Origin of the sequence: Oxalobacteraceae sp. CFBP 8761, from assembly GCA_014841595.1 — a bacterium.
In the GTDB taxonomy this organism is placed as follows: domain Bacteria; phylum Pseudomonadota; class Gammaproteobacteria; order Burkholderiales; family Burkholderiaceae_D; genus Telluria.
In genome coordinates, this window is the sequence record JACYUE010000002.1 from 987,275 (window position 1) to 1,006,953 (window position 19,679).

The following is a 19,679-nucleotide window of genomic DNA, read 5'->3' on the forward strand; positions in this document are numbered from 1 at the left end:
GGGGTTCCCGGTGACTTGATCGGAGCATTTTACAGCGCGCGCGCCGCTGCACGGCTGGGCTTAAGGCTACGCTAACGAACGCTGCAGGGACCGTGCAGCGACGGCGCAGCCCTTACAGCATCACACGACCGAGCGCCAGCAACCGCGCCATGTCGACGGCCGGAACGGGGCGGCCATACAGATACCCCTGCATCACGTCGCACCCGAGCGAGCCGAGAAAATCGCGCTGGCCGATCGTCTCGACACCTTCGGCGACCACGGCCAGCGACAAGCCCTTGGCCAGCGCGATGGTGGCCTGGGCAATCGCTGCGCTGCGCTGCTCGCTGGTGATGTTGCGCACGAAGGTCTGGTCGATCTTGAGTTTGTCGAGCGGGAAGCGCGACAGGTAGCCCAGCGACGAGTAGCCGGTGCCGAAGTCGTCGAGCGAAAGCGAGACGCCCAGCGCGCGCAGTTCGGCCATCTGGGCCTCGGCCGCGCTGCTGTCGCCCAGCATCACGCTTTCGGTCAGTTCGACTTCGAGCCAGCGCGGTGCAAGGCCGCTGTCCCGCAGCGCGCTGCGCACGACCGACACGACGGCGCCGGCCTTGAACTGGTGGGCCGAGACATTGACCGCCACGCGCACCGGCGCCAGGCCCGCATCCTGCCAGGCCTTGTTCTGGAAGCAGGCCTGGCGGATGACCCATTCGCCGATCGGATGGATCAGGCCCGTGTCTTCGGCCAGCGGGATGAAGTCGGCCGGCGAAACATTGCCGATCTCGCCGCTGTTCCAGCGCAGCAGGGCTTCCATGCCGACCAGTGTGCCGTCCACGTGGGACACTTGCGGCTGGTAGTGCAGCGCCAGTTCGTCACGTTCGATCGCGCGCCGCAGGCGCGTCTCCAGCGCCAGCCAGCGCAGCGCCTCGGCGTTCATCTCGCCCTTGAAGAAGCGAAAGCCATTGCGCCCCGATTCCTTGACGTGCGTGAGTGCGGCGTCGGCCGCCTTGAGCAGGTCGCCCGGCGCATCGCCATCGCGCGGATAGATGCTGATGCCCACGCTGCCTGTGACCACCAGATCGTGACCGCCCACGCCATGCGGTTCGGCGACGGCGTCGATCAGCTTCTGGGCGCAGTAGATCACGTCATCGGTGTCGTCGAAATCGGTCATCAAGAGCACGAACTCATCGCCCGACAGGCGCGCCACGGTATCGGTGGGGCCAGCCAGCACACTGACGCGGCGCGCGACTTCGCGCAGCACGGTGTCGCCGGCAGAGTGGCCCAGGCTGTCGTTGATGCGCGAGAGCCGGTCGACGTTGAACAGCAGCAGCGCGACCTGGCTGGCATCCTGGCGCGCCGCGGCCAGTGCCTGGCCCACGCGGTCGTTGAACAGCGAGCGATTCGGCAATTGCGTCAGCGCGTCGTGGTTCGACAGGAAGTCGAGCTGGTGATGCGCCGCTTTCAGCGCCGACAGGTCGGTCGACACCGACACGTAGGCCGTCAGGTTGCCGGCATCGTCGCGCACCGCGCTGATGCTCATGCTGGCCGGGTAGATTTCGCCATTCTTGCGGCGGTTCCAGATTTCGCCGCGCCACTGGCCGTCCTGTTCGAGGCAGTTCCACATGCTGGCGTAGAACGCGGCGTCGTGCCGGCCCGAGCGCATGAAGCGCGGATTGGTCCCCATGACGTCGGCTTCGACATAGCCGGTGATCGTCTCGAAGGCCGGATTGGCGGCGACGATATTGGCGTCGGCGTCGGTCATCAGGATCGCTTCCTGGGTGCTGTCAAACACCTGGCGCGCCAGTTCCAGCCGGTGCTCGCTGTCGCGCAGCGCGGCGTCGGCATCGGCGCGGGCAATGGCCTCGAGCTGCAGCTGCGCCGCATGGTGCTGGACCACTTCGTACAGGTTCAGGTTTTCGTAGGCCACCGCCAGTTGTGCGGCCAGCGCCGTGGCCCAGCGCTCTTCTTCGTCCGTGAAGGGCGCGCCGCCGTCGGCGCGCGTGCAATACAGCCAGCCCAGTGGGTGCTGCAGGTCGTGGACCTGCAGGCCGAGCAGGTGCACGACGCGCGGATGGCCGGCGGGCAGCGTGGCCAGCAGTGCATCGTCCGCATCCAGCCGCAATGGGGCCCGGGCGCGCAGCAGCACGCCCGGCAGGTCGTGCTCATCCAGCGCCGATGGCAACAGCAGGGCGGCGTCGACACCATACGTGCTCAGGTGGCGCACGCTGTTTTCGGAGCTGCCCAGCAGGCACAGGGCAACGCAATCGGCGTCGAGCACACGGCGCACGGCGTCGACGAATGCCGCGGCCAGCGCCTCGACCCGGCGTTCGCCGACGAGCATCATGCACATGCGTTCGAGTTCGCCGAGCCGCGCGCCCAGGTCGAACGGCAAGTCGCGCTCGTGTTCGTGCTCGGTGACGGGGCACGGCACCGGCGCGCCGCCGGCCACGCCCAGTTCGGCGTCAACGGCGTCAAGGATGCGGTGCGGGTCGGCCGGCTTGCCCAGCACCGTGGTCACGCCGCAGCGCGCCGCCATCGCCACCGTTTCGCGCTCGGAGTACACGGCCGAGAAGAAGATGACGCGCGTGTTTTCCAGCGCCGGCTCGGCGCGCAGCTGCTGGACGAACTCGTAGCCGTCCATCGTCGGCATCAGGATGTCGGTGATGATCAGGTCGGGCAGCTCGGCGCGCGTGATCGCCAGCGCGCAGGCGCCGTTTTCGGCTTGGAGGATGCGGTGCCCGCTCATGCCGAGCAGGGCGCTCAGATAACTGCGGTTGCTGGGCCGGTCGTCGACAATCAGGATGGTCGCCATCAGTGAAGCCTGCCGCTGGCAGTGGCGCCTGGAGGATGAAGGGGGCAAGCAAGCGGCATGGCAACTCCGTCGGAAAGACTGCCGCTGTGGAAGGGTAAATACGGCAATAATGTGCTAATCATAATCCAGTTGGTGACGGTCGTGCCGCGGGCTTGCCACGCGAATGAACAAGCTTAACAATTAACCGACACGCGGTCACCTGTGGTTGTCTATTGGCAACGCATGGTTGACGACAAGGGCACATCGTGCTGTCAATTTGGCGCTGTGGCCATCGGGAATGCCGTTGGGCGTCTGTAAATCCTTTAAAATAGCGGATTACGCAAAACCCCTGTTTCAAGGAATCTGTATGTCCATTTCCAGCACTGAGGAAATCGTCGCCGAACTGCGCGCTGGCCGCATGGTCATTCTGGTCGACGAAGAAGATCGCGAAAACGAAGGCGACCTCGTGCTTGCAGCCGATTTCGTCACCCCCGAGGCGATCAATTTCATGATCCGCCACGCCCGTGGCCTGGTGTGCCTGACCCTGACCGAAGAACGCTGCGATCAGTTGGCCCTGCCGATGATGACGTCCAAGAACGGCACCTCGTTCGGCACCAATTTCACCGTGTCGATCGAAGCGGCCGAAGGCGTGACCACCGGTATCTCGGCGGCCGACCGCGCGCGCACCATCCAGGTGGCGGTCCACAAAAGCACCGTACCGGACGATCTGGTCCAGCCGGGCCACATCTTCCCGCTGCGCGCCCAGAAGGGCGGCGTCCTGATGCGCGCCGGCCATACCGAAGCCGGTTGCGACCTGACGCAGATGGCCGGCCTGTCGCCCGCCTCGGTGATCTGCGAGATCATCAAGGAAGACGGCACCATGGCGCGCCTGCCCGACCTGATCGAGTTCGCCAACGAGCACGATCTCAAGATCGGCACCATCGCTGACCTGATCCACTACCGCAGCCAGAACGAATGCCTGGTCGAGCGCATTGCCGAACGTGCGCTGTCGACCGAGGCGGGCGAATTCAAGCTGGTGGCATTCCGCGACGCACCAAGCGGCTCGGCCCACCTGGCGCTCGTGCATGGCGAACTGTCGCCTGATAAGGAAGCGCTCGTGCGCGTGCACCAGCCGGTGTCGATTCTCGACCTGCTGGAAAACCGCGCCACCACCCACTCGTGGGACATGGCTTCGGCGATGCGCACGATCAAGGCCAGCGACGCCGGCGTGATCGTGCTGCTCAATTGCGGCGAAACGGCCGAGCAATTGTTTGCGCAACTGGCGCCGCAGGATGCCAAGGGCAGCCGCGCCGGCGCACGCGCCGCGTCGATGGACCTGCGTACCTATGGCATCGGCGCGCAGATCCTGCGCGCACTCGGCGTGCGCAAGATGCAGCTGCTGGCCAATCCCCGCAAGATGCCGTCGATGACCGGGTTCGACCTGGAAGTGACCGGCTACGTGCCGCGTCCCGACGCCTGAATCATCCCATCCAACTAATACAAGAGGTCAGTCATGACGGTAGGAACTTTTGAAAGCAATATGCAGGGCGAAGACCTGCGCATCGGTATCGTGCAGGCCCGCTTCAACGAGACCGTGGGCAATGGCCTGCTGTCGTCGTGCCTGGCTGAGCTCAAGCGCCTGGGCGTGGCCGATGAAGACATCCTGCACGTGACCGTGCCGGGTGCACTCGAAGTGCCGCTGGCGCTGCAGCGCATGGCCGTGACCGAACAGTTCGACGCGCTGATCGCACTGGGCGCGGTCATCCGCGGTGAAACCTACCACTTCGAGCTGGTGTCGAACGAATCGGGCGCAGGCATCACCCGCATCGGCCTCGATTACGGCATCCCGGTTGCCAACGCGATCCTGACCACCGAGAACGATGCGCAGGCAGAAGTGCGCATGGCCGAAAAAGGCGCCGACGCCGCGCGTGTCGCCGTCGAAATGGCCAACCTGCTGATGGCGCTGGACGAGCTGGTGCCAGAAGACGAATAACACTAAAGGCAAGAGAACAATGACTGACAAGAATATGCACGCCAACCCGAGCAAGAACCGCACGCCGCGCCACCGCGCGCGCGAGTTCGCGCTCCAGGGTCTGTACCAATGGCTGCTGAACAATGAACCGGCACGTATCGTGGCGGCCAATATCCGCAGCGCACATGGTTTCGACAAAGCTGACAGCGAGTTCTTCTCGGCGCTGCTCAATGGCGCGATCAGCACCTCGGTCGAGCTGCGTGAGTCGATCGCCCCGCTGATCGACCGTTCGATCGCCGAACTGTCGCCGATCGAGCACGCGGTCCTGCTGCTGGGCGCCTACGAGCTGAAGAACCATCCCGAAGTGCCATACCGCGTCGTGATCAACGAAGCGGTCGAGCTGACCAAGTCGTTTGGCGGTATCGATGGCCACAAGTATGTCAATGGCGTGCTGGACAAGCTGGCCCAGCGCCTGCGTCCGGACGAAGCGGCAGGCGATCAGCGCCGCTGATCGTCTGGCCTGCACCATGTAAAAAGCCACCGTGCGCAAGCCGGTGGCTTTTTTGTTGATTGTCGCCCGCGTAACCGGCGTAAAAAAACCACCGCCGAGGCGGTGGTTTTCAGATGAGCCGTCGAATTTACAGACCGGCCAAAGCGTCCGAGGCAACCACCGGTGCGGTGGCGGCGGTCGTCGCTTCCGGCACTGGCGTTGCATCCGGCTTGACGCTGTCGGCTTCAGGCTGCTTGCTGACGACGATCGGTGCCGGCGTCGGCTTGTTGCGCTTCATGGCCGGCACGTTCTGGCCTTTCGCGACCTGGTTCAGCAGGCGGTACTCGTTGATGACCTTCGCGCCGTAACCCTGGTCGCTGTCCATGTCGGCCGCGCCCACATAGGTCTTCAGGCCGCCTTCGACCGAACCGGTACGCTTGACGTAGTCTTTCAGGATCAAGGCGCCGACACGGATGTTGGCCACGGGATTGAGGGCTGCCTGCTGGCCGCCGACTTTCTCGAACTTGTCGTGGTGGACCTTGGCCATCACCTGCATCAGGCCCTTGGCGCCCATCGCGCTTTCGGCGAACGGGTTCAGGCCCGATTCAATCGCCATCACCGCCAGGATCAGGAGCGGATCGAGTTTCAGGTCGTGCGCCGTCAGGTAGGCGGTCGAGACCAGCATATTGGCGGCGTCACTGGCGACGCGGTAACGCTTCGACAGCCACTTGGTCACGTACTGCTGCTGCTTGCTGTTGCCAAGCGTGGCGGACGACGTGCCCATGTGGGTCGTTTCAACGGCAACCGTCTGCGCCGTGGCCTGCATTGCAGGCACGACAATGGCGACGGGTGCTGCCGACATGTTGACGGCGACAACCGGTTCCGGATGCAGCATCTCGGAGACGCGCTTGGCGACGCTGTCGTTGGAGTAGATCAGGGCCATCAGGGCCACAGCGCTAAGACCGAATACGGTCAGGGTAGAACGCGCAGTTTGTACAACACTGCGTGCCGTTTTGGTCACGGAGGATACCGTGATGGGCTGGCTGGCCCTGGAGTGCATGAACTTTGCGCTCATGATAAAACGATGAAACATCGAATTTCCCCTTGTCGCGGCAAAAAGAAGCCCGTCGTCGCGCCAAAGGCGTTACGTGGGGTGCTCTGGACCGTGCATCAGAAAATCGTTTGTCGCCGCGACGCGGCCGACTAACGCCGTCATTGCCTTGCTTCAGCTGGCTGCCGTCCAACATGGGGACTGGTGCCAGTGGCTCAACAACTGTCTCGGGGGAGTGGGCAGACGCCCGTTGAAAACACTCCTACAATGTCATGTGGGGCCCCGACCCCGTGAATGCATGAGAACAGCTAAAATTGTGTCAAAAAAAGTATCGCTGCCTCATCAAGTAGGACGGATTGTATGGGCGAGCTTATATCAAGTCAACCCTAGCACGACTGTTCTATATTACTTTCAGTTATTAAGGGGGTACTGATGAGCGTGAAACACTTGTCGAATCAATCACTTGGCGGCGTCGCTTCACTAATGTTCTCCAACCGAAGAAAAGCTTAAAACTTGATGAAATATACAGATCTGCGTGATTTTATGGCCCAATTGGAGCGCATGGGTGAGCTCAAACGTGTCGATTTTGCCGTCTCGACGCACCTTGAAATGACCGAAGTGTGCGACCGCACGTTGCGTGCCGAGGGTCCTGCGCTGCTGTTTTCCAAGCCGACCGGGCACACGATCCCGGTGCTGGCCAATCTGTTCGGCACACCAAAGCGGGTGGCACTGGGGATGGGCGCGAGCGATGTGAGCGAGCTGCGCCGCATCGGTCACGTGCTGGCGCGCCTGAAGGAACCCGAGCCGCCCAAGGGGTTTGCCGACATCATGGGCATGGGGTCCCTGGTAAAAGCGGTGTGGGACATGGCGCCAAAGGAAGTCAAGGGCGCGTCCTGCCAGGAGATCGTCTGGGAAGGGCAGGATGTCGATCTGGCACGCCTGCCGATCCAGCATTGCTGGCCCGGTGACGTCGCACCATTGATTACCTGGGGCCTGGTGATCACCAAGGGGCCGAACAAGAAGCGCCAGAACCTGGGCATCTACCGCCAGCAGGTGCTGGGCCGGAACAAGGTCATCATGCGCTGGCTGGCGCACCGGGGTGGCGCGCTCGATTTTCGCGAGCACGCGCTGTCGAACCCGGGCAAGCCGTATCCGATCGCCGTGGCGCTGGGCGCCGATCCTGCGACGATCCTGGGCGCGGTGACGCCGGTACCTGATTCGCTGTCCGAATACCAGTTTGCCGGCTTGCTGCGCGGCAGTCGCACGACGCTGACCAAGGCCATCGGCAGCGAACTGCGTGTGCCGGCGTCAGCCGAGATCGTGCTGGAAGGTCATATCTATCCGGATGCGAACCACCCGACCGGTTTCGAGCATGCGCTCGAGGGGCCATATGGCGACCACACTGGCTACTATAATGAGCAGGACAGTTTCCCGGTGTTTACCATTGACCGCATCACGATGCGGCGCGACCCGATCTATCACTCGACCTATACGGGCAAACCGCCGGACGAGCCGGCCGTGCTGGGCGTGGCACTCAATGAAGTGTTCATTCCACTGCTGCAGAAACAGTTCACCGAGATTACCGACTTCTATCTGCCACCGGAAGGCTGCAGCTACCGCATGGCGGTCGTGCAGATGAAGAAACAGTACGCGGGCCACGCCAAGCGCGTGATGTTCGGCGTCTGGAGCTTCCTGCGCCAGTTCATGTATACCAAGTTCATCGTGGTGGTGGACGAGGACGTCAATGTGCGCGACTGGAAAGAAGTCATCTGGGCAATCACGACCCGCGTCGATCCGACCCGCGACACGGTGCTGGTCGACAATACGCCCATCGATTACCTGGACTTCGCCTCGCCGATCAGTGGCCTGGGCAGCAAGATGGGCATCGACGCGACCAATAAATGGCCGGGCGAGACCAACCGCGAGTGGGGCACGCCGATCGTGATGGCGCCGGACGTCAAGGCGCGCGTGGATGCGATCTGGCAAGAGCTGGGGATCTGACGACAGTGGCCGGCGATGGATGTTGCCGGCCATTTCCCCAAACCGCCTGCGTGCGGTATAATTCGCGCTGGCGGGCCCCTGCGCATTGCGGCATGGTTTACCTGGTCAGGTCGGGAACGAAGCAGCCAAAGCCGTTCACCGCAAGTGCCGCAGATCAGGCTCGCCTTTTTCGTTGTTCTTCGCCGTAGTTGGCGTCTGTATTTTCTTTTTGCCCCCCTTTTTGCATCACCTTCGCCAGCATGGCGTCGTCACGCCTGTCGTCAGCGTCGCGTGCTGTCTTGTATGCCAGCGCATCCGCCGAATGTCCGCGGCGGGCGTCATCTGCGGTAAAATCGTGACATGTCCTATCAAGTCCTCGCCCGCAAATACCGTCCCAAGAATTTCGATACGCTGGTCGGCCAGGAGCACGTTGTCCGTGCACTGAGCCACGCCCTGCGCACCGGGCGGCTGCACCACGCCTATCTGTTCACGGGCACGCGCGGGGTTGGCAAGACCACGCTGTCGCGCATCCTGGCCAAGTCGCTCAATTGCATTGGCCCGGACGGGCAGGGCGGCATTACCGAGCAGCCCTGTGGCGTTTGCGAAGCCTGCGTCGCCATCGATGCTGGCCGCTTTGTCGATTACATCGAGATGGATGCGGCGTCCAACCGCGGCGTCGACGAGATGGCCCAGCTGCTCGAACAGGCGGTTTACGCGCCAAGCAATGCGCGCTTCAAGGTCTACATGATCGACGAGGTGCACATGCTGACCAACCACGCGTTCAATTCGATGCTCAAGACGCTCGAAGAACCGCCGCCGCACGTCAAGTTCATCCTCGCCACCACCGATCCGCAAAAGATTCCGGTGACGGTGCTGTCGCGCTGCCTGCAGTTCAACCTCAAGCAGATGCCGCCGGGGCATATCGTCGGCCACCTCGAAGACATCCTGGGGCAAGAGGGCGTCACGTTCGAGCAGCCGGCGCTGCGCCTGCTGGCGCAAGGCGCCCACGGCTCGATGCGCGATGCGCTGTCGCTGACCGACCAGGCGATTGCGTACGCCGCCGGCCAGGTCACGCTCGAATCGGTGCAGGGCATGCTCGGCGCGCTCGACCAGTCGTACCTGGTGCGCCTGCTCGATGCGCTTGCCGCGCAGGATGGCGCCGACCTGATGGCGGTGGCCGATGAAATGGCCAGCCGCAGCCTGTCGTACAACGGCGCGCTGCAAGATCTGGGCACGCTGCTGCACCGCATCGCGCTGGCGCAATCGGTGCCGGGCGCGGTGCCGCAGGATTTGCCCGAGCTGGCCGACATCATGCGCCTGGCCGGCCTGTTCGAGCCGCAAGAAGTGCAGCTGTATTACCAGATCGCGGTGCATGGCCGTAACGAGATCGGTCTTGCGCCCGACGAATACGCGGGCTTCACCATGACGCTGCTGCGCATGCTGGCGTTTCGCCCCGGCCAGGGTGGCGCCGAGGTCCAGGCCCCGCCCGCCGCCGCACCGATCAATGTGCCCGGCGCCCGCGCAGCTGCCGCCGCCGCTGCCAGCCATGCAGCGGTGACGCCGCGCGCGGCTGCATCGGCTGCACCCGCTACCGCAGCGACGCCACCGGCACCTGCGCCACGTCCCGCAGTGCCAGCACCAGCGCCACCGCCGCCAATGCCTGCTGCACCGACCAGTGCATCGGCACCCGGCGCGCCGCCGATGACATCGGCGCGGGCTGCAATCAATGCAGCGCTGGAAGCAGCACGCGCCGGCGCCGGTATGCGACCAGGCGGCAACAAGCGTCCCGAGTCCGCGCCGGCGCCTGCTGCTGACCCTGCACCGCCACCACCGCGGCCTTCCGCGCCTGCCGCGCCAGGGCCGGGCGCCACGATGCACGCGGCCTCAGCGGCGCCGCAAAGCCGGTCCGCGCCGCCATGGGAAGGCGGCGGCCAGCAGGCCGTTGCGCAATCCGTTGCGCCGGCGCAGGCGCAAGCGGTCGCATCGCCGCAGCCGACGCTGCGCGCCCAGCAGCCGCCCGAGGACGATGTGCCGTCCTGGGTTACCGAGTTTTCGGATGACACGGCTGTGGCCACCGTCACCACCGAGGCCGCGCCAGCCGTCGTGGTTGCCCCGGCTGCGGCTGCGGCTGTCCGTGCGCCGCGTGTGGCGCCGCATGCCTACGTCATCACGCCGGTCCCCGAGATCGACTGGGACGGCAACTGGCCGGCGCTGGCTGGCAGCCTGCCGCTGCGCGGCGTGGCCCAGCAACTGGCGCTGCAGACCGAGCTGGTCGCATGCGAGGCGCGTGACAATGCGGTCACGTTCCGCTTGCGCGTCCCGGTCGACACGCTGCGCGCCAGCGGCAACAGCGAGAAGCTGGCGGCGGCGCTGCAAGAACATTTCCCGAACCTGCGCGTCTGCGTGGAGTCCGATATCGGCCCGGTCTGGTACACCGCCGGCGCCGAACAGAAAGCGGCGCGCGAGGCGCGCCAGCGCGAAGCCGAGGCCCTGGTCGCGGCCGACCCGTTCGTGCAGGAACTCGAGCAACGCTTCGATGCGTTCGTCGTGCCCGGCTCGGTCAAGATCGCCTGATCCAATCACTACAGATAACCCCATTTGGAGAACCACACCATGATGAAAAACCAGCTCGCAGGCTTGATGAAACAGGCGCAAGCCATGCAGGACAACATGAAAAAGGCGCAGGAAGCGCTGGCCCTGGTTGAAGTCGAAGGCCAGTCGGGCGCCGGCCTCGTCAAGGTCGTCATGACCTGCAAGAACGACGTCAAGCGCGTCACGATCGACCCGTCGCTGCTCGGCGACGACCGCGACATGCTGGAAGACCTGGTGGCCGCCGCGTTCAACGACGCGTCGCGCAAGGCAGAAGCCACCGCCGCCGAAAAAATGAGCGGCGTGACCGCCGGCATGCCGGGCCTGCCGCCTGGCTTCAAGATGCCTTTCTGATCCAGGGATGATGCGGCCCTGCCGGCGCCATGCCGGCGGGCCGTTTTATTCACCCATCCATGTCGACATCCCTCGAATTTCTCATCGAATCGCTCCGGCGCCTGCCTGGTGTGGGTCCCAAATCCGCCCAGCGCATGGCGTTTCACCTGCTCCAGCATGACCGCGAAGGCGCGGCGCAACTGTCGCGCGCGCTGTACCAGGCGGTCGACACGGTGCACCACTGCATCAAGTGCAATACCTTCTCCGACATCGAGATCTGCGAGCTGTGCGCCGATACCGAGCGCGACCACACGCTGCTGTGCGTGGTCGAGACACCTGCCGACCAGTTGATGGTCGAGCAGACGCTGACCTGGCGCGGCTTGTACTTCGTGCTGATGGGGCGCCTGTCGCCGCTGGATGGCATCGGACCGCGCGATCTGCACCTGGAAAAACTGGTGACGCGCGCCACCGACGAGGTGGTGGGTGAAGTGGTGCTGGCGACCAATTTCACCAACGAGGGCGAAGCCACCGCGCACTACATCAGCGAAATGCTCAAGGCGCGCGGGCTCAAGGTCAGCCGTCTCGCACGGGGCGTTCCCGTTGGCGGCGAACTCGAGTACGTCGACGCGGGTACCATTGCGCGCGCGATGCTCGATCGGCGCAGCACGTAGCTGACATTGTCAGCAGGCTCCCGACGAGGCCCGTTCACGCGGGCCTCGTTTCTTTGTGGCACAGTTTTCTGGCAACATACACAGCACTAGCGCAGCTCTCAGGGAGACACCATGCAGGGATGGAAGAAATGGACGTTGCGCAGCCTGGCCGCGTTGCTGGGGCTCGTGCTGCTGGTACTGCTGGGTGCGTGGCTGTTCCTGCGCGCCAGCCTGCCGCAGCTCGATGGCGAGCGTCAGGGAGTGGGCCTGTCGGCCGAGGTGCGCATCGAGCGTGACGCGAGCGGTGTCCCCATGATCACCGGCGCCACACGGCCAGATGTGGCATATGCGACCGGCTTCGTGCACGCCCAAGAGCGCTTCTTCCAGATGGACCTGCTGCGCCGCACGGCATCCGGTGAGCTGGCCGAGTTGTTCGGTCCACGCGCCGTACCCCTCGACCGCGCCAACCGGCTGCACCGTTTCGCCGCCCGGGCCCAGGCCACGTTCGCGCGTCTCGCGCCGGCCGAGCGTGCGCTGCTCGAACGCTACGCGGCCGGTGTCAACGCCGGGCTGGCGGCGCTGAACGCGCGGCCGTTCGAATACGCGCTGACCGGCGCTGCGCAGCGTCCGTGGCATGGCGCCGATTCGCTGCTCGTCGTCTGGGCCATGTACATCGACCTGCAAGGCATGCAGGCGTCGCGCGAACTGGCGCGCGGCTGGCTGCGCGAGCACAGCGACGCCGCGCAACTGGCCTTTCTGCTGCCCGAGGCGACCGCGTTCGATACCACGCTCGATGGCGGCGCGTCACCAGCGCCGGCCCCGATTCCCGCACGTGCGCCAGCCTGGTGGGGTGCGGCGCCAAACCCTCCGGATGCCCCCGTCAAGCTGGCCGGTCTCGACGTGACCGATTCCGTCGGCAGCAACAACTATGCACTGGCCGGCAGCCGCAGCACGAATGGCGCGGCGATCGTCGCCGACGACATGCACCTTGGCCTGCAACTGCCGAACATCTGGTACCGGCTGGCGCTGCGCTTTCCCGATCCGGCGGCGCCCGGCGGCCAGCGGCGTCTCGTCGGCGTGAGCCTGCCCGGCGCGCCGCCTTCCGTCATCGTCGGCAGCAATGGCCAGGTAGCGTGGGCCTTCACCAACAGCTATGCCGATGCGCTGGACCTGGTCGAACTGGGCGTGGACGCCGCGCGCCCGGGCCAGTTCAAGGTGGCGGGCCAGTGGGAAACGCCGCAGGAACACGTCGAGTCGATCCTGGTGAAAGGCGCGCCGGCCGAACGAATGGTCATTCACGAGACCTCGCTCGGCCCGATCCGCGAGGTCGCCGGCCGCAGCTACGCCGTGCACTGGATCGCGCACGACCCGGCGGCGCTGAACATGCAGCACCTGAAACTCGAGTCCAGCGCCACGCTGGCTGCCGCGCTGGCAACGGCCGCCAGCGATGGCATCCCGGCGCAGAACTTCGTGGCCGGCGACGCGCAGGGAAATATCGGCTGGACGATCGCCGGCCTGCTGCCGCAGCGCACGACGGCGCCGAGTGCCACGACGTTCCCGCTGACGCCCGATGCGGCAACGCCTACCTGGGCAGGCGCGCTGCCTTATGCGGTGCATCCGCGCGTGGTCAATCCCGCCAACGGCCAGCTCACCACTGCCAACAGCCGCCAGTTGATGGGCGCCGGTTATGCGCTGCTGGGCGACGGCGGCTACGACCTGGGCATGCGCAACCACCAGCTGCACGATGGCCTGGCCGCTTTGGGCGCGCAGACCGACGTGCGGCGCGCATTCGACGCGGCGCTGGACGACCGCGCGATCCTGATCGGTGCCTGGCGCGAACGTGCGCTGGCCGCGCTCGACGCCGGGGCGCTGGCAGGGCATCCGGCGCGCGCCGAGTTCCGGCGCCTGCTCGAGACCAGCTGGGATGGCCGCGCCAGTGTGAATTCGGTCGGCTACCGCCTCGCGCGCGATTTTCTGTGGGCGCTGCACGACCTGCTGTACGGCGGCGCCAATCTGGCGCTGAAAGACCTCGACCCGAAAGCCAGCGCCGCCGGCGCCAGCGCGCGCTGGCCGGCCGTCGTGGCGCGCCTGCTCGACGCACGGCCGGCCGGCTGGCTGCCGCCGGGGCACGCCGATTGGCAGGCGCTGCAACTGGCCGCGGTGGACCGTGCGATCGCCGCGCTGCAGGACGCCGGCACGCCACTGGCGCAAGCCACCTGGGGCCAGCGCAACACGGCAGGCGTTGCGCATCCGATCAGCATGGCAGTGCCGGCGCTGCGGCCCTGGCTCGCCGCACCGGCCGACCAGCTGGCCGGCGATGCGCACATGCCGCGCGTGGCGGGGCCGAGGTTCGGCCAGTCCGAACGCCTGGTCGTGTCGCCGGGGCGCGAAGAAGAAGGTTTGTACAATATGCCGGGCGGGCAGAGCGGCCATCCGCTGTCGCCGTTTTTCCTGACCGGGCACCGGGCCTGGGTCGATGGCAAGCCGACGCCGTTGTTGCCAGGCGCGGCGCGCTACACGCTGCGCCTCCATCCCTGATACTGCTGGTGCTGCCGGCCTTACCTGGCCGGCAGCACCAGTTGCACGACCTGCAGCAGCTCGGTGATCGTCTCGGCGCCGGACGGGTGGCCGAGATAGTAGCCCTGCACCAGATCGCAGCCATATTCTTCGAGCAGCAGGAGCTGCTCGCCCGTCTCGACGCCTTCGGCCACCACGACCATTTTCAGCCCGTGCGCCATCGCGATGATCGCGCGCGTGATGGCCGCGTTTTCAGAATCCTGCGGCAGGCCCGAAATGAAGCTGCGGTCGATTTTCAATGCGCGCACGTCGAAGCGCTTCAGGTAATTCATCGACGAATACCCGGTCCCGAAGTCGTCGATCGACAGGTGCACGCCGATATTGCGCAGGCGTTCGAGCGTGACCATCGTGGCGCGCGCATCGTCCATCAGCGTGCCTTCGGTGAGCTCCAGTTCGAGCAGGCGCGGCTCGAGCCCCGTGTCGAGCAGCGCCGAGAGCACGATCTGCGACAGGTTCTCGTCCTTGAACTGCTTGGCTGACAGGTTCACCGCGATGCGCAGCGTGCGCTGCGTCAGGCGTTGCCACGTGCGTGCCTGGCGGCAGGCGGTGCGCAGCACCCATTCGCCGATCGGCACGATCAGGCCCGTTTCTTCGGCCAGCGGAATGAACTCGGTCGGCGCGATCAGGCCTCGTTCGGGATGGCGCCAGCGCACCAGCGCTTCGACGCCGACGATCTCCGCGCTGGCCACGTCGCGCTGCGGCTGGTAGACCAGGTACAGCTCGTCGTTTTGCAGTGCGCGGCGCAGGCCGACCTCGAGCTTCACGTGGCTCATGATCTGCATCGTCAGCGATGAGCTGTACAGCTTCGCGTTGTTCTTGCCGCAGCTCTTCGCGTGGTACATCGCGGTGTCGGCAAACTTGAGGAGCGAGACGCAATCGTCGCCGTCTTCCGGGAACAGCGAGATGCCAATGCTGGCCGTGACGAAGATCTCGTTGCCTTCGATGATGAACGAACGCTGCATCGCTTCCTTGACGCGGTGCGCGACGTTGAGCGCGTGCTCGACCCGTTCGAGGTCCGGGATCAGGATCGTGAATTCGTCGCCACCCAGGCGCGCCAGGTTGCTGGCGCCGTCTTCGTTCACCTCGCCGCCGTCGCCGCGCGAGACCACGTCGCTCGGGCGCGTGGTCTCGCGCAGGCGCTCGGACACCATCTTGAGCAGCTGGTCGCCCGCATTGTGGCCAAGCGTGTCGTTGATGCGCTTGAATGCGTCGAGGTCCATGAACAGCACCGCGAACTTCTTGTTGCCGATCCGCGAGCGGTGCAGCTCGCGTTCGAGCGTTTCCAGGAACGCCTGGCGGTTCGGAATCCCTGTCAGGCCGTCGCAATAGGCCAGGCGCCGGATCTGTTCTTCGGCGCGTTTGCGCTCGCTGATATCGCGCACGAGACCCAGCACTTCGGACGAACTGGTGGCCACCAGGCGCGCCTCGAAATGCTGGGCCACGCCGGCGTCGACCAGTTCGTATTCGACCGAGCGCACCTGGTGCGTGGTCAGCACGGCTTTCATCTGCTCCAGCATGCGCCCGGCGATGTCCGGCGGCAGCGTCGCGGTCAGGTGTTTGCCGATGAAGCGGGCGCCGGCGCTGTCGGGCGGGTCCGGGCGCGTGAGGCTGCCCTGGCCAGGTTGTTCGTGACCGGGACGTTCGTGCCCCTGCTCGTAATCCAGATAGAAGCCGTCGGCGTTCAGGCGAAAGAAGGTATCGGGAATCGCCGCCAGCACGGCGCGGTTCTGGGCGTCGGCGATGCGCAGGCGGGCGATGGCGTCGCTGGCGCGCAGCACGTACAGCACGCGGTGGCCGAGGATCTGCCAGTTGATCGGCTTGGACACGAAATCGGTCGCGCCCACTTCGTAGGCGTGGGTGACGGCTTCGATGTCGTCGCTGCCGGTCACCATGATGACCGGCACGCAGACGCCATCGCGTTCGGCGGCGCGGATCGCGCGGCAGGCAGCGAAACCGTCCATGCGCGGCATGTCGACATCCATCAGGATCAGGTCGGGCTGGCCGGTGCGGGCCTGGTCGAGGGCGTCGATGCCGTCGCCGGCCTGGATCCCGTCCAGGCCAACCTGTGCCAGCATTTCGAGCATCAGCATCCGCATGACCGGATCGTCGTCGGCAACCAGGACCGTCACGCGCTGGGTGGGAGCGGAAGGCATGTCAGGATTCCTTTTCAAGCGCTGCGTGCAGCGACAGTCTTACCGCGCGAAATTCGCGTGCCAGGTCGGCCAGCAGCGGGCCGCCGCTGTCCACATTGCCGCTGCGTCCCAGTTGTTCGAGCTCGCGGCACAGGCTTGACAAGTGCGTGGCGCCGATATTGGCGCTGGCCGATTTGAGGCCGTGGGCCACGCGCCGCACGCTTTCGGCGTCGCCTTCGCCCAGCGCCTGGCGCAGCGCATGCAACTGGCGCGGCGTGTCGCCGACGTAGGCGGCAATCACTTTCTGCACGAGCGCGTCGCCGTCGTCGCGGCTCAGGGCGCGGATATTCTCCAGGGCGGTGCGGTTGATCGGATCGGCGCCTGGGGTAGTGTGCTGATCGGTGCGCGTGGAGGCAGTAGCCGCCGCAGGCGCAGGCGCAGGCCGGGATGACGGCAGCGGCGTCGCTGGCGCGATCTCGACAACCGGCTCGTCGCCATGCTCGCGCGCCGACAGCAGCGGCATCGCGATCCAGCGGCCGATGACGGTGGCCAGCTGCTGCTGGGTGAAGGGCTTGGACAGGTAATCGTCCATGCCCGCCGCCAGGCATGCTTCGCGGTCGCCCTGCAGCGCGTTGGCGGTGATCGCGATCACGGGCAGCCCGCGCTGGCGGCCCATCTCGCGCTCGTGGCGCCGGATTTCGCCGGTGGCCGCAAAGCCGTCCATCACCGGCATCTGGCAATCCATCAGCACCGCATCCCAGCGGCCTTCGTGCACGGCGCGCAGCGCTTCCTGGCCGTTTTTCGCGCAGCCCGTTTCGAGGCCCAGGCTTTCCAGCATCGCGCGGGCGACTTCGACGTTGACCGGGTTGTCCTCGGCCAGCAGCACGCGCCGCGCGCGCCGGGCCGGATGCAGCGCCGGCTCCTGGCCGCTGCCCTCAGCCGGCGGCGCGGCCGGCCGCTGCAGCCGCGCCGCCCGCACCGCCAGGCACGCATACAGATCGGCCGCGCGCGCCGGCTTGACCAGCTGGTACGCCACGCCCGCTTCGCGCCGTTGTACCGGATCGGCGGCCAGCCGTTCGGGGCTGAGCAGCACCAAGTGCGTGTCGCGCGCCAGCGGTTCGGCGCGCACTGCGGCGGCCAGGGCCAGGCCGCTGGTCTCGCACAGTTCCATGTCCAGCACCGCCGCATCGTAGGGCCGGCCGGCGCGGGCCGCGTTGACCAGCCACTCGAACGCGAGTGCGCCACCGACGTCGTCGCACTGCGCATGCCACGTCGTCAGCTGCTGTACCAGCGCCTTGCGGCTGGTGTCCTGCTCGTCGACGACCAGCACGCGCAGGCCATCGAGTGTGTTGAGGTGATGGCCCGGCGCGTCCGCGTCGACCCGGTGCTTGTCGAAGCTGACCGTGAACCAGAACACCGAGCCGCGCTGCTGTGCATTCTCGACGCCGATGGCGCCGTTCATCAGCTCGACGATTTGCTTCGAAATCGCCAGGCCCAGGCCAGTGCCGCCGTACTTGCGGGTGGTGGAGTCGTCCGCCTGCGAGAAGGCGTTGAACAGGCGCGCCCGTGCTTCGCGCGAAATGCCGATGCCGGTGTCGTGCACTTCAAAGCGCAGCACGACCTGTTGCGGGTCTTCGCCCGCCACGCGCACGCGCGCCAGGATGCGCCCATCGTCGGTGAACTTGAGCGCGTTGCCCAGCAGGTTGGCCAGGATCTGGCGCAGCCGGTTCGGGTCGCCGCAGATCGCGACCGGGATGTCATTGGCGATGTCGAAGTCGCACGCCAGGCCCTTGGCCGCGGCTTGCGGCGTGTAGACCTTGTGGATCTCGTCGAGCAGGTCCCACAGGTTGAAGTTGATGTACTCGATCGTGAGCTTGCCGGCTTCGATCTTGGAAAAATCGAGGATGTCGTTGATGATCACCAGGAGATGCTCGCCCGAGCGTTTCACCAGCTGCGTGTAGTTGCGCTGGGCGTCGGTGAGCGACGTGGCCAGCAGCATGTCGGTCATGCCCAGCACGCCGTTCATCGGCGTGCGGATCTCGTGGCTCATCGTGGCCAGAAAGCCGCTCTTGGCGCGGCTGGCCGCTTCGGCCGCATTCTTGGCTTTCTCGAGCTGCTCGGTGCGCACGCCGACCTGGCGTTCGAGCTCGTCGCGGTGGTGCAGCAGGGCGGCGCCGCGCTCTTCGATCTGCGCCAGCATGCCGTTGAAGCTGTCGATCAGCACGCCCAGTTCGTCGCTGCGCGTGTGCGGGATGCGCAGGCCGTAGTTCTGGCTGGCCGAAACCTTGTGCGCGGCCTGGATCAGCTTGGTGATCGGCTCGGCGATGCTGTGCTTGAGGCGTCCGGCCAGCACCAGCGACACGAGCAGCGCCGCGCCCATCGCCAGCCCGATCACGCCCAGGCTCGTGGCGATGTCGAGCCACATCGGCAACAGGTCGGCCTCGATCATCACCGCGCCCACCACCAGTTCGCCGTGCCGCACTGCCTGCACCACGCGCATGTGGCGCGCCAGCAGCGCGCGGCCGCCGCGGTTGATCTGCTCGAGCGTGCCGGCCTCGATGTCGTCCAGCGGCGCGAGGGCGGCGGCCTGGCGCCCCGGCGTGTGGTAGGCGGCGATGGGCTGACCGAAACGGTCGTACAGCACGGCGGCCGAGACGCTCTGGCGGGCTTCGAGGGCCGACAGCGTCGCGCCGGCCTGCTTGCGGTCGACCAGCATCAGGTCGCCGGCGCAGGCCGCGCCGATGACGCGCGCGAATGCCGTCAGTTGCGCAGCTTCGGCGCGGCGGTGATTGTGGATGGAGGTGACGGCAAACGCGGCGAACACGAACAGCAACGCCGTCGCGGTCGAGAGCAGCGAGATGATGGTCAGCTTCCGGTTCAGGCTTGAGCGCTCGAAGTTCGGCATCGCAATTCCCGCGGTGGGCACAGCGGCATGGACCTGCACGACGCGGATCCTCCGCGCGGGAAAGAGCCCGCAGGAAAAAAATATACGGGGTAGGAGCGTGCGCGGCTTTGCGTGAGCGCAAAGGGGGCGGGCGAACCGGGTTCGTGTTGCAAATACGCCCAATTCGTCAATGTGCCGAAGTGGGCCACATCGGTGACTGTGGGATAACCCCATATGGGTATTTTGATAACGCGACC

Annotated in this window: 12 protein-coding genes and 1 other RNA gene; 9 read left to right on the top strand and 4 right to left on the bottom strand. The window is 65.9% G+C overall.

All coding sequences use genetic code 11. From position 1 onward, the window contains the following. Positions 1-112: 112 nt before the first annotated feature. Complete coding sequence (locus tag IFU00_16710; GenBank protein MBD8543927.1) at positions 113-2,785, bottom strand: EAL domain-containing protein; 2,673 nt, start codon at positions 2,783-2,785, stop codon at positions 113-115. 346 nt (positions 2,786-3,131) lie between these two features. Here IFU00_16710 and ribB point away from each other — a divergent pair, with 346 nt between their 5' ends. From ribB to nusB, 3 genes are read left to right on the top strand one after another with little or no spacing between them, the layout of a single operon-like run. Then, positions 3,132-4,244 carry a 3,4-dihydroxy-2-butanone-4-phosphate synthase gene (ribB, locus tag IFU00_16715; protein ID MBD8543928.1) on the top strand — a complete coding sequence of 371 codons (1,113 nt, stop codon included), beginning with the start codon at positions 3,132-3,134 and terminating at the stop codon, positions 4,242-4,244. Positions 4,245-4,277: 33 nt separating this feature from the next. Then, positions 4,278-4,757 (top strand): 6,7-dimethyl-8-ribityllumazine synthase, encoded by a 480-nt coding sequence (locus IFU00_16720; GenBank protein ID MBD8543929.1) that lies wholly within the window; start codon positions 4,278-4,280, stop codon positions 4,755-4,757. A 19-nt stretch (positions 4,758-4,776) separates the two neighbouring features. Next, positions 4,777-5,247 carry a transcription antitermination factor NusB gene (nusB, locus tag IFU00_16725; protein ID MBD8543930.1) on the top strand — a complete coding sequence of 157 codons (471 nt, stop codon included), beginning with the start codon at positions 4,777-4,779 and terminating at the stop codon, positions 5,245-5,247. Positions 5,248-5,374: 127 nt separating this feature from the next. On the opposite strand, the gene IFU00_16730 is transcribed toward nusB, so the two are convergent. Next, on the bottom strand, positions 5,375-6,286 hold the full coding sequence (locus tag IFU00_16730) for a transglycosylase SLT domain-containing protein (GenBank protein MBD8543931.1): 912 nt from the start codon (positions 6,284-6,286) through the stop codon (positions 5,375-5,377). Between the two features lie 507 nt (positions 6,287-6,793). Here IFU00_16730 and ubiD point away from each other — a divergent pair. The 6 genes from ubiD to IFU00_16760 all read left to right on the top strand — a co-directional run bounded on the left by ubiD (position 6,794) and on the right by IFU00_16760 (position 14,367). Beyond that, positions 6,794-8,278, top strand: a complete 1,485-nt coding sequence (ubiD, locus tag IFU00_16735; GenBank protein MBD8543932.1) for a 4-hydroxy-3-polyprenylbenzoate decarboxylase — start codon at positions 6,794-6,796, stop codon at positions 8,276-8,278. Between the two features lie 69 nt (positions 8,279-8,347). Continuing rightward, positions 8,348-8,446, top strand: an RNA gene (ffs, locus tag IFU00_16740) — signal recognition particle sRNA small type. 171 nt (positions 8,447-8,617) lie between these two features. Further along, the gene (locus tag IFU00_16745) at positions 8,618-10,831 is read left to right on the top strand and encodes a DNA polymerase III subunit gamma/tau (GenBank protein MBD8543933.1); all 2,214 of its coding nucleotides are present in this window, start codon (positions 8,618-8,620) and stop codon (positions 10,829-10,831) included. Positions 10,832-10,870: 39 nt separating this feature from the next. Then, positions 10,871-11,200, top strand: a complete 330-nt coding sequence (locus IFU00_16750; GenBank protein MBD8543934.1) for a YbaB/EbfC family nucleoid-associated protein — start codon at positions 10,871-10,873, stop codon at positions 11,198-11,200. Between the two features lie 59 nt (positions 11,201-11,259). Next, positions 11,260-11,850, top strand: coding sequence for a recombination protein RecR (gene recR, locus IFU00_16755; GenBank protein MBD8543935.1), 591 nt, complete (start codon positions 11,260-11,262; stop codon positions 11,848-11,850). 111 nt (positions 11,851-11,961) lie between these two features. Then, positions 11,962-14,367 carry a penicillin acylase family protein gene (locus IFU00_16760; GenBank protein ID MBD8543936.1) on the top strand — a complete coding sequence of 802 codons (2,406 nt, stop codon included), beginning with the start codon at positions 11,962-11,964 and terminating at the stop codon, positions 14,365-14,367. Between the two features lie 20 nt (positions 14,368-14,387). Here the strand turns inward: IFU00_16760 and IFU00_16765 are convergent, their stop codons facing one another. Then, positions 14,388-16,559: an EAL domain-containing protein gene (locus IFU00_16765; protein ID MBD8543937.1), complete on the bottom strand. Its 2,172-nt coding sequence runs from the start codon at positions 16,557-16,559 to the stop codon at positions 14,388-14,390. Between the two features lies 1 nt (position 16,560). Then, positions 16,561-19,443 (bottom strand): response regulator, encoded by a 2,883-nt coding sequence (locus IFU00_16770; GenBank protein MBD8543938.1) that lies wholly within the window; start codon positions 19,441-19,443, stop codon positions 16,561-16,563. Between the last annotated feature and the right edge of the window lie 236 nt (positions 19,444-19,679).